The sequence below is a fragment of the Maribacter sp. Asnod1-A12 genome, from assembly GCF_045063735.1.
GTDB lineage: Bacteria > Bacteroidota > Bacteroidia > Flavobacteriales > Flavobacteriaceae > Maribacter.
Genome location: NZ_JBEFNZ010000006.1, coordinates 3,696,687 through 3,714,794, shown reverse-complemented (window position 1 = coordinate 3,714,794; position 18,108 = coordinate 3,696,687). Strand labels below are relative to the sequence as shown.

Here is an 18,108-nt window from a genome sequence, read left to right as displayed (position 1 = left end):
ATTAATTGGTTCTTATTTAAAGCACATTATATATTTTTCATAATACAATGTTAAATTCTAAACCCTTTGTTTTATTGGGGTATTCGTAATATTTGTTAGTTTCAAAAATGAAATGTATGTTTTTGTAGTGTCTATTTTTTGAATTTCGTAAACAAAACTTACTAATTTTAAATTGATTAAAAAATAAACTAAAAATGCGATGCTATAATAGCCTTCGCAAACAAAACAACTCATTTGAATAAACCAACAATTTATGATTTCAAATTTCTTGAATTTTAAAAAATGTGTTTTCTCCTTTTTGATGGTACTTAGTACGGTCTCTATGGGTTTAGCACAAGACAGCAAAACGGTTACCGGAACGGTAATTGATCAGGGAGGATTACCCTTGCCTGGAGCATCAGTTGTAGTTAAAGGAACTAAAACAGGTGTTGCTACAGATTTTGATGGTAATTTCACTATTAATGCAAATAGTGAAGCCACGACATTAACGGTATCTTATATTGGGTATCTAGAAAATGAGGTTCAAATTTCTGATGAACCAATGAAGATAACCCTTCAAGAAGATTCTAGTTTACTTGAAGAAGTTGTTGTTGTTGGGTACGGTACACAACGTAAAAGCGATATTGTTAATGCTGTTGCCGTTACAGATATCGAGAAAGCAGTTTTAACTCCAACATCAGATGTAAACGAGATGTTAAGAGGTAGAATTGCCGGTCTACAGGTAGATGTAGGTGGAGGTACTTTAAGACCAGGTGGTACTTCTGATATTATTTTTAGGGGGCAAGGCTCAATAGAAGGTAGTGTAAGCGCTATTTATGTAGTAGACGGTATAATTAGAGACGGTGGCATAGAAGATATAGATTCAGATGATATAGAATCAATTGAGTTTCTAAAAGATGCCTCTGCACAAGCTATTTATGGTTCAAGAGGAGCTAATGGTGTTGTTTTGATTACGACAAAACGGGGCAAGGCAGGTAAAATAAATGTTAGTTACCATGGCTTTATGACCACGAAATCTATAGAAAGAAATTTCGATGTTTATAGTGGTCAAGAATTTGCTCAATTAAGAAGAGAAGCGGTTAGGTCTAATATAGATGGTGATAATTACCCAAATGATGCAGATATTTTCTCAGAATTAGAGTTAGCATCGATTGCCAATAACGAATTTGTTGATTGGGAAGATGAGTTGTTAAGAACTGGTTATGTAAACAGTCAAGCTGTTAGTGTAAGTGGTGGGTCTGAGTTTACTAAGGTCTTCGGTAGTATAAATTATTACAAAGAAGATGGTCTTATACCAACATCAGGTTATACAAGAAAAACACTTCGCTTAAATGTAGACCAGAAAATCAGTGATAAATTCTCTGTAAATTTTGATATTAATATTTTAAATGATGATACAGATAGAGCGGCAAGTGTTAATGTTATTACCTTTTCGCCGTTAGGTAGAGCCTACGATGATGATGGTAATTTAACCCAGTTTCCAAGTGGAGAAGAATTGTCTGCCGTAAATCCAATTTGGAATTTGAGAGAGCAAGAGAATGTAGAAAAGGGTAACGACTATGTTATAAACGTAACTCCTATTTGGCAGATTACGGATAATCTACAATATCAATTAAAAACAAACTTGACCAGAAGAAATTCAGAAAGAGGACAGTATCAATCTTCATTGAGTTCTGCAGGTGATGACGTTGGCGGTATCGCAAGAATAGATAACCAATTGACAGAATCTTATTTGATCGAAAATATATTAACGTACGATAAGTCTTTTAACGATAATAATAAACTGAATTTGACTTTGGTTCAATCGTCGCAAGAGAACAAGTTTAGTAGAACATTTACCGAGGGACAAGGGTTTACCAATGAAAGTTTAGGTTTTGACGGTATAACCAATGCTATTGGTAATGTTACGGTAGAGCGTGATAAAACCCAGCAAAGATTGTCTTCTTTTATGGCAAGGGCGCGTTACAATCTGTTAGATAGATATTTACTTACGGCTACGGCTAGGGCTGATGGTGCCTCTGTTAATTCTGAAGATAATAAATGGAGTTTTAACCCCGCAGCTTCATTTGCATGGAAAATTCATAATGAACCATTTATGCAAGATTTATCAGCAGTTCAAGAATTAAAGTTTAGAGCAAGTTACGGTTCGTTGGTTAATGATTTAGGTAGGGCATATACATCGCTTTTTACTGCTGATGGGCAAAATTATGTATTTGATAGCCAATCGGCTTCAGGTTACGCTCCGTCAGTAATTCTTCCAAATACAGATTTAAAATTTGAAAGAATAACTACACTGAACCTCGGTCTCGATTTTTCTGTATTCAAAAGACTTTTGACCGGTAATGTCAATTATTATGATGCTAGAACTACAGATTTATTATTAAGGCGTGGTGTGCCTTCAATTACTGGGTATCAATATACTTTTTTCAATGCCGGTGAATTACAGAATACTGGTGTAGAATTAAGCTTAACCGCAAATTTGATCAATACACAAGATTTTAAATGGTCGGTTTCGACAAATTGGTCTAATAATAAGAATAAAATATTAGAACTATATGATGATGGTAATGGTAACCCTATTGTTAACGATGATACCTATAATTACTATGTAGGTCAACCTGTAGGTGTAATTTATCAATATGAATTTGATGGGATTTGGCAAGAAGGAGAAGATTTTGTCAACGCTCCACAGGCAAATCCTGATTCAGCGTTACCACAAGAAAATCTTCGTGCCGGTGATATTAAAATTAAAGATACCAATGGTGTTGATGATGAGGGTAATGCAACAGGTATTCCCGATGGAAAAATAACGCAAGAAGATCGTGTTTTTACAGACCCTAATCCAGATTGGTTCGGTTCATTTTCAACAAGTTTTGAATATAAAGGAATTGATTTGTTTGTTGATTTTTATGTAGTTGATGGTGCTACGAAAATTAATCCTTTTTTATCAAGCTTTAATAATGGAGGTACCCTTTCTGGGAAGTTAAATGGAGTAGAGGTAGATTATTATACACCAGAAAATCCATCCAACTCATTTCCTAGACCAAATTTTGATTCAACCCCACTATATTTAAATTCTTTGGCAGTTAAAGATGCGTCTTATGTGAGATTAAGAACAGTGAGTTTAGGGTATACAATACCGGCAAAAATGTCTTCACGTTTTAATCTTGAGCAAATCAGATTTTACTTAACCGGTTCTAATTTGTTTACCAATACTGATTATATAGGGTATAGCCCAGAGGTAAATATTAGAGATACCTTTTCTACAGCAGATACAGGTTATCCAGATTCAAGAAGTTTCACTTTAGGACTAAGGGTTAAATTTTAAAAAAAAATATTATTATGAATACACAATTTTTTACAACAAAAATAAAGGGTAGCCTACTATTGTTTTCAGTATTATTTTTCATGTTCTCATGTGAAGATTATTTGGAGGAACAGCCTAGTACGTTGATTGATTCTGATTATATCTATACGACCGAAGAAGGTTTGAAGTCAGGGGTAGTAAGTCTTTATAAACTTGATAGAGATCGCTATGATAATAGCACTGAAGATTACATGGGCGGGGTACTGTTGTCCTCAAGAAGTGATCTTGCATTTAGTAGAACTGGTTATACTGGTTTAATGGGTAGATATGAAAGAGGGGTTTCACCAATTGATCAAGGTGCGAATTTTGTCTCTACATTGTTTTGGAAACACTTTTATAATATGACGAACAAGGCTACATCTATCATTAATGCGGCAGAAGAAATAGAAGAAATAGATGAAGACGTTAGAAGTCAAGTTATAGCAGAGGCTAAATTTTTTAGGGCAAATTCATATTTCTATTTATACAGAATGTTCAAAAACATTTATGTAACCACAGAGACGGTAACTGTAGACAATGCTTTTGATGTCATTGATGGGATATCTCCTGAAGAAGAAATTTTTGCTTTACTAAATGCCGATTTGGATTTTGCCATTGAGAATTTAGAATGGGTAGATACTTTTGGGCGGGTAACAAAAGGTACGGCAAAACATGTGAAAGCGAAGGTGGCCATGTGGCAGGGTGATTGGGAAGAAGCAAAAAATCAGTCAGTTTCTTTGATCGAAGAAGGACCACATAGTCTAGTAGGTTCGACTGCAGACGTTTTTGCAGGTAATAGAAACAACTCTGAAGCTTTATATGTAATACAGTCAGAAGATGATATCTTAGGTGGAGGAGACAATACCATGCTTAACGCCAATTACGTAACACAGTATTTTCAGATTGAAGGTATAGAGGCTAATTTAGAACAAGGTGGTAGAGGCTTTTCAAGAGTATTACCAAACCTTTATCTTTTAAATTTATTATCAGAAGATGAAAACGATACACGTAACGATGATACCTACTTTAGACTAAAATATTTTTATACTAGTGGTGACAATATCGGTCAAGAAATTGATATTTACGAGCCTATTACAGACTTAGATAACCCTAGTGAAACATATGCTTCATATTATCAAAGACTACACCCATCTTGTATAAAGTTTACTCAAGATGACGATAATGAAAATTCTTATTTACAACGCAGTAATATAATGGTTTATAGGCTGGCGGAAACTTATTTAATAGCGGCAGAGGCAATAATGAGATCTAGCGGTGATCCATTACCATATATAAATGCAGTTCGAGCTAGGGCAAATACAGAGGCATTGACCAGTGTAGATGAACAGGCTATTTTAGATGAACGCGCAAGAGAACTTGCTTTTGAAGGGCAACGTTGGTTTACTTTAAAGAGAATGGGACAAGATGTTATAAACAGACAAATAACAAGCTTTGCTGGTGATGGTGAATTTTTTCCAGACAATTTAGGTTCTAAAGATCCTAGAACAAATTGGCAACCACACTTTATAAACTTTCCAATTGCACAAATAGATTTGGATTTATTGGGTTCAAACTATCCTCAAAATGATGGCTATAATTAGCATTAAAATTAAGTTTAGTTGAGTTTTTGGGCATATCGTATTTATTGATATGCCCAATTTTTTAATCATTAAAATAAGAAATACATGCGCTTAGTTGTCACAGTTTTTATAGTAATCGTTCTCTCTTCATGCGGTAGTTCTAAAAAGAATTTATATGTGAACCAAAATGTGGTTATTGCACATAGAGGTGCTTGGAAAGCAAATAACCTTCCTGAAAACTCAGTTGCTGCTTTAAAACATGCCATAAAGATCAATTGTAAAGGTTCTGAATTTGATATTCGAATGACTTCGAACGATTCTCTTATCGTTACACATGATGCAGAATTTGCAGGTCTCGATATTGAAGAATCTACCTATGAAAAGTTGAGTCAGTTTCCGTTAAAAAATGGTGAAGTATTACCGACCTTAAGAACCTATTTATTGGCAGGTCTAAAGAATAATAAGAGTACTCTATTGGTATGTGAGATCAAACCTTCTAAAGATCAGAATCGCAGTATAATAATCGCAGAAAAAGTGTTTTCCTTGGTGAAAGAATTAGAAGCAGAAGATAAAGTGGTTTACATAAGTTTTAGCTATGCTATTTTAAAACGGTTGGAAGAATTGGATGCAACGGTAAAAACACAATATTTAGATGGGAGCAAATCTCCTGAAAAGTTGAGAAAAGATGGTATTGACGGTGTAGATTATTATTATACCAAATTTAAAAACAATGCGGATTGGATAGAAAGTGCAAAGAAGAACAATATTACTTTAAATGCTTGGACAGTTAATGAAGCTAATGATATAGATTGGCTTTTAGACCAAGATTTTGATTATATTACTACAAATGAACCAGAATTGGTTTTTGAGAGAATTAAAACAAAACAAAAACAATAGTCTGTTCTATTGTTTGAACGAATTTATAGTTAGTAAAATTGGTATCATGAAAAATAGTCTATTATATATTCTAATAATTCTTGTATGTTCTTGTAAAGAAGATAAGCAAGATATTACCTCAAAAAATAAAATTGAACAGGATACAATTAAATATCAATTGGTTTGGCAAGATGAGTTTAATAATGAAGGAAATATTGATTCTTTAAAATGGAATTTTGAATATGGATTTATAAGAAATCATGAAGAACAATATTATACTGATCGTATAGAAAATGCCAGAGTTGATAATGGACTGCTTGTATTGGAAACCCAAAAAGAGGAATTTGAGAACGAGAATTTTGTTTCCTCAAAAGAGAAGAATTGGAAAAAGAATAAGGAGTTTGCCTCATATACAGCGGCTAGTATAACGACTAAAGATATCGCACAATGGAAATATGGTAAAATGGTTGTTAGAGCAAAATTACCGGAAGGTAGAGGATTATGGCCTGCCATATGGATGTTAGGAGAAAACTGGAGGGAAGTAGGCTGGCCTGAATGTGGTGAAATTGATATTATGGAACATGTTGGCTTTTCTAAAGATTCTATTTTTGGTACGGTGCATACTAAATCATTTAATCATACTATAGGTACACAAGTCGGTAAATCTGTATTTATTGAAAATCCATATTCAGAATTTCATGACTACGAAGTGCAATGGACACCTAAAAAGGTTGAGTTTATTTTGGACGGAAATAAGTATCATGAATTTGAAAATACAGGTAATGGTCAATTAGAATGGCCATTTGATCAACCATTCCACATGAAGTTAAATGTCGCCGTGGGTGGTGATTGGGGCGGTCTACAAGGTATAGACGATTCTATTTTTCCAAATAGCATGTTGGTCGATTATGTACGAATTTATCAACTTAAATAAATGAATTATAAAAGATTATATTTAATTCTATTCATTTTGGTCTTGTCGATTAATACGTTAAAAGCCCAAGAAGTTACATTTATGACCTACAATATAAGGTTAGATGTAGCTTCAGATGGTGAGAACAGGTGGTCAGAGCGAAAGGACATTTTATTAGATGAGATTCAATTTTTATCGCCTAATATTTTTGGAATTCAAGAAGGTTTGCCACATCAAACCACTTATTTAAAAGATAATCTTGATAATTATGATTATATAGGAATAGGCAGAGATGGGGGCGAAAAAGGGGAGTTCTCGGCTTTATTCTATGATACCCGTAAATTTACAGTAGAACAAAGCAATACTTTTTGGCTCTCAGAAACACCAGATAAATTTTCAATGGGGTGGGACGCTGCCTACCCAAGAATATGCACTTATGGGTTGTTTGCCGATAAAGTTTCTGGAGATAAATTTTGGGTGTTTAATGCACATTTAGATCACAAAGGTATAGAGGCTAGACAACAGGGTTTAGCTTTAATACGGGAGAAAATCAAGATTTTAAATGTTAAAGAATTGCCTGTTATTTTAATGGGAGATTTTAATACTGAACCTGAACATATTATCATGAAAGATATGCAGTTGTCAATGTTAGATTCATATAAAAATGCAAAATTCAAATATGGTTCTATAGGTACTTTTAATGGTTTTAAAACTGATGAAATTGCGAAAAGACGAATCGATTATATCTTTATTTCTAAATCTTCAGAATATGCTGTGCGTAATTATGCAGTGTTAAGCAATTTGATCAATAACAGGTATGCCTCTGATCATTTCCCTGTGTTTATTCGTTTAGAGAAGACAGGTTCATCTAATAGTAAATAGGGTTAACCTATTAATTAATACGGCTGATGATTAAGCTTCCACTTGATCTAAGTTTTTTCTCTTTTTGTATTTACGTCCGTACCAGAGTAATACACCTGTTACGGGTAAACTAGCAGTAAGTAAACTGATTATAAAAGCAATAATTTTACCTGCAATACCACCAATTGCGCCAATGTGAATATCATAGGTCATACGAACAATTTTGTCGGCAGCTTTGCCATTTTTGTATTTACCATAAATACTTGGTGTTTCTATTTCTTCTAAAGTATTTTGGTCAAAGAATCTAAAATCGGCATCGTAATATAAATCTTCACTGTTAGACACTTCAACATAAATACTCTCATCTTTAGAACTCGGGTAGTGCAGTTCATATGAAGTGGCTTCTGGTGATTCTTTCATCAGTTTTACGATTAACCCGTCCATAGGTATTTCACTGTTTTTAACTAAGGTTTGACTTTTGTTTTCAGGAATAATAAATGTTACTTCTTTGTTGCCACCAACAGATTTATAAACAACATACATTAACCAGTTATAAGACATCATTGAGCCTGTGAAGGCTAATATTAATGCCAACGAACAAATGTAGAAACCAACGACAGTATGTAAATCAAAGTTTTTGCGTTTCCATCTTGTGGTATTTTTCCAATCGAATTTTAATCGTTGTTTTAAGTTTTTTCTTTTTTTAGGAATCCATAAAATAAAACCGGAAATGATAATGAATATAAATAGTAAAATTGATGCGCCTACCACCTGTTCTCCAATACCTTTAGGTAACCACATTCGTACGTGCCCTTTAAGAACAAAAGCAAAAAAACCGGTTAGGTGATCGTCTACTTGAATTACTTCTCCTGTGTATGGATTTAAAAATACACTACGGTAAAATTCTGGTTCAGCATCATAAAATATAACTTCTATGGCATCATCTGCTTTTTTAAAGAGGCTTCCGTGAATATGATTGTCAGGAAATACTTTTTTAGCAATTGTTTTTGCTTCTGTAGGTGTAAGTATGGGGGCATCTTGAGGTACTACTTTTTTATATTCGTTGTAAGTACTTTCTATTTCTGCTCTAAAAGCCCATAAACAACCGGTAATACTCACAATAAAGACAGCAATTCCTGTGGCTAGACCCAGTATTTTATGTAGTGTTAGAATATGTTTTTTCATCGCCATATCAAAAGAGAAGTAAAGGCAACTGAGAACAGTTGCCTTTGTTTGTTATATACTAAAATTTAAAACTGAACGTACCTAGAATTACTCTTCGTTGTTGTGGCGTTATAGTGCTCCATCCTGAATAATAGGTTTTGTCAGCTAGATTATTTCCTTTAACACCAATTCTATATTTATCTGTTTCATAATAGATAGATGCATTAAAAATAGTATACCCTGGTATGAAAAAACTTCCTGTTGTTGCTTTGTAGTCTACCATGGTATCATATTCACTTTGACCATTGAAACCTGCGCCAACTCCAAAGTTTTTATGAAATTTATAATCGGTCCAAAAATTATAGGTTATTTCTGGTCCAGACTCGCCATATCTGTTTCCTACTAATTCTGTCGCAGAAGGAGAGTTAGTTATTTCAGAATCGTTATAACTAAACCCAGAGTGAATGTTCAAGCCTTCAATTGGGTTGGCATTTACTTCTAATTCTATACCTTGACTATTGACTTCTAAATCTTGAGTTTGTGTCGCCCAATAGTATTTGTTATCAACATTAATATTGTAGTAACTTAAAGTTGCTTCTAATTTGCTGTTGAACATATTCGATTTTGCACCAACTTCAAATTGATTGGCTTGCTCAACATCATAAGCCTGAAGCGTAACTTCCCCTGAATCATAATCAGTAATGTATTGTGGGTTTACGTAAGAGAAACCATTTTGGTAGTTTGCAAAAAGCGATAGTTCGTTGATGATAGGTTGGTAAACAATGCCAAATTTCGGAGAAAACGTAGTTTCTGTATATTCGGTGTCATCATCGGTATCTGTGTTCTTATCACCTTGGTAGTTAAATCTATCGTAACGAACACTTCCCATTACAGATAACGAAGGCGATATATTAATAACATCAGAAATATATGCGCCAAAAATATTTTGTTGAATATCACTGTCTAAATAACCTAGTCCTGTTAATGCGGTACTTAAGTTTTCTTCATTTATCTCAGGCTCATCGAAAACCAAATCACCATCTAAATTTATAGTATGTAAATAGCCCCAATTAGAGCTGTTATCAATGATATTGTAATCTAAATAATCTATACCCACTAATAATTTGTTCTGTATATCACCAATTTTAAAAGTTCCTGTAAAGTTTTGTTGTAGGTTAAGTGTTTTTGTTCTTGCGTCAGTGTCTTGCGCATATAAATTGAACAGATTATCAGAGCCGTTCCATAGATAAGTATAATAACCTAATGATTTAGCAAGACCACCAGAGATTAAAGTTTGAGAATCCCATTGGTCTGAAATTTTATAAGCGATTTCACCTCTGTAATTTTGAGTGATATTGTCAATAGTAACATCATTACTAGTAAAAGATAGATTGGTATCGTAATCTAATTCTTCAATAGAATTAAAAGCTAAAGGAGCATATCGGTTTAAGAACAAGAACGTTTCGTTGGTTTGTTCGTTACCAGATGCTTCATAAGAAAAGTTAAGCGTAAGGTCATTATTAACCTTATACGAAATTGAAGGAGCTACGAAAACTGATTTCTTTAAACCAGCATCTTGAAAACTATGTTCTTGCTGAAAACCAGCATTAAATCGTAAAGATAAGTTGTCGTTAGGGCTAACATTTACATCTGCATTTAGTTTTGCAAAATCATAAGATCCACCTGAAACAGTAATTTCACCACCTGTACCACTATATGGTTTTTTTGTTACAATATTAATTAGACCGCCATAAGAAGTTACAGAGCTACCGAACAAAGTGCCAGAGGGACCTTTGATTACCTCAATGCGTTCTACATTAGACGGGTTAATAAAACCATTTGTAATACCAGGTACGCCGTTTACCAATTGTGGTTGAACAGCAAAACCTCGACTTGAATAATACCCTGCACCATCACCACTTCTACCCGTAGATGACCATAATTGAGTAATACCTGCGGCATTAGATAAAGCTTCTTGAAAGGTGTTTACAGATTGAGAAATAAGTAGCTGGTTGGTAACTGTATTGTAAACTTGAGAATTCTCAATGTTTTTTAAGGGCATTTTAGAAACGTAGGCTGTCTGTTTTCGAGAAAATTTGTTTCTACGTTCAGCTTCAACCGTAACTTCTGATAATATCTCATTTCCTTCAAATAGTTGAATTGAGCCTAAATTTATGTTTTGATCGTTTGAAACAGTAACCGGAATTTCTTTTGTTTTAAATCCTATATAAGAAAAGATAACAGTGTAATCTCCTTGTTCCAAGTTAGCGATTTCAAATTTTCCGTTTTCATCGGTTTGTGTTCCTTTGACCGTACTTAATATTGAAACATTTAAACCAAATAGGGGTGTTTTATCTATGTCGGTTACTGTTCCTGATATCGTTGCGTTTTGTGCAAATGTAAAATTATAGAGTAGCATTACGATAATGACAGTTGGTATTCTTTTCATCTGTTTTAATTTAGACTTAATTTAAATAATGAATTTGAGGCAAATGTATATTTGCATTTTAAATTATCCAAATTATTTATAACAAATCTAAATAGTAATTGTTAACGAATTGATTTGCTGCTATTATGCGAAGATATTTTTAATGACTCGAAGCTTTTTCACACTTCTAATTTTATCTAATTTGCTTTTTGGTTATTTATCTTATTCAAGTCATCTCGTAAAAATTCTACTAAATCTTATTCTGCTGAAGTATCTAAGACATTAGGAATGGTGACAATTTTATCTATATTTTATATTGTAATTACAGTTATTTCCGTAATCCAATTCTTGTAAAATTTCTTTTAAGATATCCCCCTTAATTTGTTTTCATATTCATTATGTAATATATATATATATTACAGGACGAGTCAAACTTTCGCAAAACGACTGAGCTAAAGCTTATTGTTTAGTTTTATTTTTTGTTTGTCCAAAGCTAAATCCATAAGATTTAGCGACTTTATAAATATACACAGACCTTTCGGTTTTGCCCTAAAGTCCGCATTACGTTTAGGCATTGTTGTAACACGTTTTTTATTCACGACTGACTTTATTTAGATATTTGACAACTAAATTAGATGGGTCAGATTTTGGATTTGACCAATCAGCTCTACTCGGATGAGTTGCTATTACAATATAATGTCCTTTATTGCTTTTAAAAACTCTTGATTTCCATTTCCTATTATTGTCTTCAATATATTCATCAACTAATTGATTTGCATTTAATTTGTCACATACAAATTTCCCAGAAGTATTCCCAAAGCATAGAATTACTTTAATCCCTAATTTGTCAATTACATTTTGATGAAAATCCCAGCAAATATCATTATAGTAATCTATTTTGTCCGCAATTTTTGCCTCAACTGTTGACCTAACAAAGCATATATTACTTGCAGGAACTTCGTAAGGTGATAAATTAACTTTTTCTAATAGATGTAATATTCTTGGTTGTAATCCATATTTTCCAGCTTTTCCTCTCCATATTTCGTCTTTATATTCAGACCATTCATCTTTTTCAAAATTCAAAATTTTTTGAGTATGGAGTAATATTGTATCTTCCTTTTTTAGTATTTCAGAGCCTCCAGGATTCAGTCCAATAATATATAAATCCTTATTTCCTTTAAAAGCTTTTTTTCCAGAATAGAAGACAGAACCTGATAAATTATGTAATTCTTCGGGTATTAATTCAGCAAATTCTTTCATTAATTTATTCAAAGGTTTATGGTTTGGTCAAATGTGTTACAACGTACAGATATGTGTACAATTACACATATTTCTATTTTAGAAACACTAATCTAAAAGAATTAATTTATCTATTTAGACAAATTTTGACTCTATTTGTATTTTACACATTAAAACAAAATTAAATTTTAGCGTAATTATTATTCAAAACTTACCGTGTAAATTAAATGTTAATTTATTATTATGAGAAAGCATTTTTAGAGGTGCTTCTACTAAGAATAATTAAATATAAATAGTCTAAAATTGAAAGAATTGTAAAATTCATTAAATAATTCTCAATGATGTCTATAAAACTTAAATATATTACTTAGAATAGAAAGGGATTGTTGATGAATCCACTAAATTCTTTATTTCATGCAAAAACATAGTAAACTTGGTTTAGCCGTAAATTCTGATTTTGGTGTACAAGATGAAGAAGGTAAGGAGTCGGGCGCAAATAAGAAAAAGGTTTTTGTTGTTAAGAATACAGAGACCCACGTTTGGAGAAAACTAATAGATGGAGATGAGTCTGCTCTTGGGGATTTATACAACATATATATAGACTGTTTATTTAGCTATGGTATAAATTGTATAAAAGATAGAACATATGTCATGGATTGTATTCATGATCTTTTTGTTGATTTATACAAATACCGCGAAAACTTATCGATGACCGATAATGTCAAGTTCTATTTATTTAAATGTTTAAAAAGAAAAATTAATAGAAAGTATAAAACTAAAACGGTATCAATTACAGACGATTACCAATATTCATTAAATCAACAAGCTAGAAATTACACTACTTCTTGCGAAGAGGAGATTATTCAAAAAGAACTTGTAACCGAGAAACGTATGATTTTGGCAGCGGCGTTAGATTCGTTAACAAAAAAACAAAGAAAAGGTTTGTTCTTAAGGTTTAATCAAGATCGTAGCTATGAGGAGATTTCTGAGATAATGGATGTCTCTGTGCAAACTGCTAGAACTATAGTATATAGGGCTTTGAAGGCGTTAAGGTAGTTTATTTAAAATAAATTGTCTATAAATTAAATAATCCTTGCTTATTATTTTAGAGTGCTTTGATAGGTTTAAAAGCCTTACCAATAATTAATATTTAACTATGGAAAAGATAAATCCGAATAATGTAAATTTTTCATCGATTACCGATGAGGAAAATACGGATTTGAAAAAAAGAATTTTTAATACGATCCAAAAGGATAAAAGAAGAAATAGAAATGTATGGTATAAAAGTTTAGCTGCAGCATGTTTTATTGGTTGTATAGGTCTTGGTTTTTATTACTACAATATGACTTCAGAAACAAATTCAATAACTGACTTTGTTAATTCTTCAGCCATTGACGGTAATACTCCAACATCAGATGAAGTGGTTCTTACTTTAGGTAAAGGCAACGATTTAAAAATTAAAGAAGATGTTGCTGCTATTAATTATTCTAAAAGCGGTAAAAATGTGACCATAGGTAATGGTCAAACTTTTAATCAAAATATAGCAGATTCAGATAAGGCCGTTTTTAATACATTATGGGTTCCTTATGGTAAGCGTTCAACATTGACCCTTTCTGATGGAAGTAAGGTGTGGTTGAACTCAGGTTCTAAATTAATTTACCCAATTGCCTTTAATGAAGATAAGAGAGAGGTATATATAGAGGGCGAAGCAATTTTTGAAGTTACCCATAACAAAAAGAAACCCTTTTATGTTATTTCAGATACACAGGTTGTAGAAGTACTAGGTACTGTTTTTGGAGTCACAAATTACCCTGATGAAAATTCAACTAATACCATTCTTAAAAGTGGTAGTGTTCAAATTAGTTATCAAAATATAAAAGCGACTTCTGCTCATTCAGATAAAATGAAAATTTCTCCTGGCACCAAGGCCAGTTATGATAAGAATACCAAAAGTATTGTCTCTGAGAAAGTAGACGTAGATAATTACTTTTCTTGGAAAGATGGTTTTCTCATATTCAAGAATAATGAGATGAAATTTATAATGAAAAGAATATCAAGATATTATAATGTTGAAATAATTATAGAAAATGAAGAATTGGCTACAGAAACTTTCTCTGGCTATCTTGATTTGAATGAAGATATGCTTTCTGTGATAAACAGTATTAAGGAAAGCACCAATATGGAATATTTACAAACTGATAATACAATAACAATTAAATAAACTTTTGCCAATGAATTGAAACAGAATAAATTTTTGAAGTAGCAATAAAAAAAAGCCAGAAGATGTTCCCGCATCTTCCGGCAATTAATATCAATATTGCTGTTTTGCAGCAACATTAAATAACCAACACAAAAATATGAAAAATATCATACCAGTCGGAATTCTAACGATTATGAGAATATTTCTACTATTTATCGGTATAGGCCTATCATCTGTTTACGCTAACTCTGTATTTGCTCAAAAGAAAATACAGATAGACGTAAAGAATATCTCTGTCGAAGAATTTTTTGAAGAAATTCAGAAATCAAGTGATTATGTCTTTTTTTACAAAGACAACGTTTTAAATACAAGTAAGAAAATTTCGGTAAAGTTGAAGAACGCTAAAATGAACGCTGTTCTTGAAAAGGCTTTTTCTAATACCGATTTAAGCTATAAAATAATTGGAAATCAGGTAGTTGTAAAGAAATTGCCGCCAATTTCAAAAAACGAAAGTTCTTTAAGCTTAGGAACAATTTTTCAAAATACAGTTAGCGGAACAATTACCGATGCAGGCGGACAACCTTTGCCTGGGGTAAATGTTTTAATAAAAGGATCTACTGTGGGTACGCAATCAGATTTTGATGGTAATTATACTATTGATATCGCTAATGGTACCACTTTGGTTTTTTCTTATATAGGTATGCTTTCTAAAGAAGTATCAATTGATAATAGAACAACGGTTAACGTAGTACTTCAAGAAGATGTAGCATCTTTAGATGAAGTGGTTGTTGTTGCTTATGGTACATCCACAAAAGAATCATTAACAGGTTCTGTTAGTGTTGTTAAAAGTGAGGAGCTAGAACAGATACCGGTATCTACTTTTGAGCAAACTTTAAGGGGTAGTACCGCAGGTCTACAAGCAAGTGCGGTAGATGGTGCTCCAGGTGGTAATACACAGGTTAGAATTAGAGGTATTGGTTCTATATCTGCTTCTAGTGAGCCGTTATATGTTATAGATGGTATTCCTGTACAGAACGGTAGTATCGGTACCATAGATAACGGTGGTAGTAGTACTAATGTAATGGCATCTATTAACCCAAATGATATCGCATCTATTTCAGTGTTAAAAGATGCGGCTTCAACTGCAATTTATGGATCTAGAGGAGCTAATGGTGTTATTTTGATTACTACAAAATCAGGAAAGTCCGGTAAAGCTAAAATTACTTTAAAATCGTTAACGGGCTTTAACTCACAAGCATACAATAATATATTAAAGCCATTAAATGCGGCAGAGTATACTGAACTATTTCTTGAAGGTTATGTGAATTTGGGTGATACAGCTGAGGAAGCTCAGGCTAGATTCGATGCCACTTTTCAGCAATTGATCGATCCTTCTACCGGGGAACCAACAGATACCAATTGGTTAGATGCTATAACTAGAACGGGAATAACCCAAAGTTACGATCTAAGTGCAAGTGGTGGTACGGACAATTTAAAATATTTTTTCTCCGGAGCTTATTATGATCAAGAGAACTACATCATTGGGTCTGGCTTTGAAAGGTTGAGTGCACGTAGTAATATAGAATTCAAAGCAACGGATTATTTAACTATTTCAAATAATATATCTGTTTCTAACAGTACAACAAATACGTTTTTTGACGGTGGTTCTTTCAACAATCCGTTTAAAAACTCTTTAGAATTATCACCGTTAATTCCTATTTATGATGAAGAAGGAAGATTTAATGGGGAGCATGCCAACTATTTTCCTTTAGGTGGAGCTAACCCAGTCGGTGCTTTAAGCGGTGATGACCTTTGGGAAAACAAGCAGTTTAGGGTTATCGATAATTTTGCTGTTTCCGTAAAACCAATAAAGAATTTGACATTACGTTCGCAATTGAATTTTGACCTTCTTACGTTAACAGAATCGCAATATCAAAACCCAAGATATGGTGGTGGAAGAAATTCTGGCGGAATTGGTTACGAAGCCAATACTTCTTTAAGAACTTTTGTAGGTACACAAACGGCAGACTATAATTTTGTTCTAGGTGATAATCATAATTTTAATGTTCTTGCAGGTTTTGAAGCTCAAGAAACTAATAACGAGTCTTTTAGTGCTTCTGGAACACAGTTTCCAAATCAAAGTTTAAGAACGTTAAATAGTGCATCGGCAGAATTTGCCATTAGCGGTTCAAAATCTGAATACACTTTCGTTTCTGCTTTTTCTAGAGCCAATTATAATTACGATGGAAAATACTTTCTTTCAGCAAGTTTAAGAAGAGATGGATCTTCAAGATTCGGTGCAGATAATAGGTGGGGTACCTTTTATTCATTTGGTGGTAGTTGGGTAGCTAGTAGAGAATCTTTTTTACAGGACGTATCCTTTTTAGATTTGCTTAAGGTTAGAAGTTCTTGGGGTGTAACAGGTAATGCTGCCATTGGTAATTTCCCTTCACAAGGACTTTACGTTTTTGGTCAAGATTATGACGGTAATCCAGGTGGTAGTCCAAGCCAAATTGCTAATCCTGATCTTACTTGGGAGAGTCAGCAGAATTTTAACGTAGGTGTAGATTTTGGTCTATTCTCAAAAATTAGCGGTACGGTTGAATATTTTGAACGTACATCTTCTGATCTTATCTTGAATGTGCCTATTACATTAACATCGGGTTTCTCCTCGTTGACCCAAAATTTTGGTGAAATGAAAAATTCTGGTTTAGAGATATCTATGAATGCGGATATTATCGACAAAGAGGATTTTACTTGGAACGTTGGGTTTAATACCACTTTTTTAAAGAATGAAATTACTGAGTTAACAGATGATTTTACAGATGGAGCCTTTAGAAGACAAGAAGGTGAAGATTTTCAATCTTTCTATTTATATAGCTGGGCAGGTGTGAACCAAGAAAATGGTGATCCACAATGGTATACAGATGCTTCAAAAACTACGATAACTAATGATATTAGTGATGCAGAACGCTTTTTAGATGATAAATCTGCTACTCCTGAGTTTTTTGGTGGTTTCAACACTATGTTTTCTTATAAGGACCTTAGTTTAAGTGCCAACTTCATTTATTCTTACGGTAATTATATTTTCGATGATAGAGCAAGAGGTACTTTAGGTGATGGAAGGTTAACACCAAGAAGTACTGCCGATTTTATTTATGATAACAGATGGCAGCCTGGTTCAACAGATGCCTTAGTGCCTCAGTTTGTTTGGGGTGGTCGTAATGGTAGTAATGAAGCAAACCAGACAAGATGGTTATATGACGGTAGTTATATTCGTTTAAGGGATTTAACGGTAGCCTATAATTTTAACGAAAATATTACTTCGCTATTAGGCTTGAATTCAATGCGATTGTATGCAAGGGGAACTAATATCCTAACTTTTGTAAAAGAGGATATCCTTTACATTGATCCAGAACAAGGAATTAATGGTACCTACACGGGGCAGACGCCTGCAGTGAAGACTATATCCATTGGTTTAGATATTCAACTTTAAATGAT

At 33.1% G+C, this 18,108-nt stretch carries 11 protein-coding genes; 8 read left to right on the top strand and 3 right to left on the bottom strand.

The features are described from left to right. Positions 1–253 precede the first annotated feature (253 nt). The 5 genes from ACJJVP_RS16050 (at position 254) to ACJJVP_RS16030 (ending at position 7,597) form a co-directional block, all read left to right on the top strand. The gene (locus ACJJVP_RS16050; protein WP_405415199.1) at positions 254–3,328 is read left to right on the top strand and encodes a SusC/RagA family TonB-linked outer membrane protein; all 3,075 of its coding nucleotides are present in this window, start codon (positions 254–256) and stop codon (positions 3,326–3,328) included. A 14-nt stretch (positions 3,329–3,342) separates the two neighbouring features. Beyond that, positions 3,343–4,947, top strand: coding sequence for a RagB/SusD family nutrient uptake outer membrane protein (locus ACJJVP_RS16045; RefSeq protein WP_405415198.1), 1,605 nt, complete (start codon positions 3,343–3,345; stop codon positions 4,945–4,947). Between the two features lie 84 nt (positions 4,948–5,031). Further along, positions 5,032–5,823: a glycerophosphodiester phosphodiesterase family protein gene (locus ACJJVP_RS16040; protein WP_405415196.1), complete on the top strand. Its 792-nt coding sequence runs from the start codon at positions 5,032–5,034 to the stop codon at positions 5,821–5,823. Positions 5,824–5,869: 46 nt separating this feature from the next. Then, positions 5,870–6,736: a family 16 glycosylhydrolase gene (locus tag ACJJVP_RS16035; RefSeq protein WP_405415195.1), complete on the top strand. Its 867-nt coding sequence runs from the start codon at positions 5,870–5,872 to the stop codon at positions 6,734–6,736. A gap of 81 nt (positions 6,737–6,817) precedes the next feature. Next, complete coding sequence (locus tag ACJJVP_RS16030; RefSeq protein ID WP_405415194.1) at positions 6,818–7,597, top strand: endonuclease/exonuclease/phosphatase family protein; 780 nt, start codon at positions 6,818–6,820, stop codon at positions 7,595–7,597. A 30-nt stretch (positions 7,598–7,627) separates the two neighbouring features. Here the strand turns inward: ACJJVP_RS16030 and ACJJVP_RS16025 are convergent, their stop codons facing one another. From ACJJVP_RS16025 to ACJJVP_RS16015, 3 genes are all read right to left on the bottom strand, one after another. Then, entirely contained in the window at positions 7,628–8,767 is a 1,140-nt protein-coding gene (locus tag ACJJVP_RS16025) for a PepSY-associated TM helix domain-containing protein (protein WP_405415191.1), read from the bottom strand. A gap of 52 nt (positions 8,768–8,819) precedes the next feature. Continuing rightward, positions 8,820–11,189 (bottom strand): TonB-dependent receptor domain-containing protein, encoded by a 2,370-nt coding sequence (locus ACJJVP_RS16020; RefSeq protein WP_405415189.1) that lies wholly within the window; start codon positions 11,187–11,189, stop codon positions 8,820–8,822. 570 nt (positions 11,190–11,759) lie between these two features. After that, positions 11,760–12,440, bottom strand: coding sequence for a hypothetical protein (locus ACJJVP_RS16015; RefSeq protein ID WP_405415187.1), 681 nt, complete (start codon positions 12,438–12,440; stop codon positions 11,760–11,762). A gap of 381 nt (positions 12,441–12,821) precedes the next feature. On the opposite strand from ACJJVP_RS16015, the gene ACJJVP_RS16010 reads away from it, so the two are divergent. The 3 genes from ACJJVP_RS16010 to ACJJVP_RS16000 all read left to right on the top strand — a co-directional run bounded on the left by ACJJVP_RS16010 (position 12,822) and on the right by ACJJVP_RS16000 (position 18,103). Beyond that, complete coding sequence (locus ACJJVP_RS16010; RefSeq protein WP_405415185.1) at positions 12,822–13,463, top strand: RNA polymerase sigma factor; 642 nt, start codon at positions 12,822–12,824, stop codon at positions 13,461–13,463. Between the two features lie 100 nt (positions 13,464–13,563). Continuing rightward, a complete protein-coding gene (locus ACJJVP_RS16005; protein ID WP_405415183.1) occupies positions 13,564–14,628 on the top strand; it encodes a FecR family protein in 1,065 nt (354 codons plus the stop codon). A gap of 136 nt (positions 14,629–14,764) precedes the next feature. Then, positions 14,765–18,103, top strand: a complete 3,339-nt coding sequence (locus ACJJVP_RS16000) for a TonB-dependent receptor (RefSeq protein WP_405415180.1) — start codon at positions 14,765–14,767, stop codon at positions 18,101–18,103. The last annotated feature ends 5 nt before the right edge of the window (positions 18,104–18,108 follow it).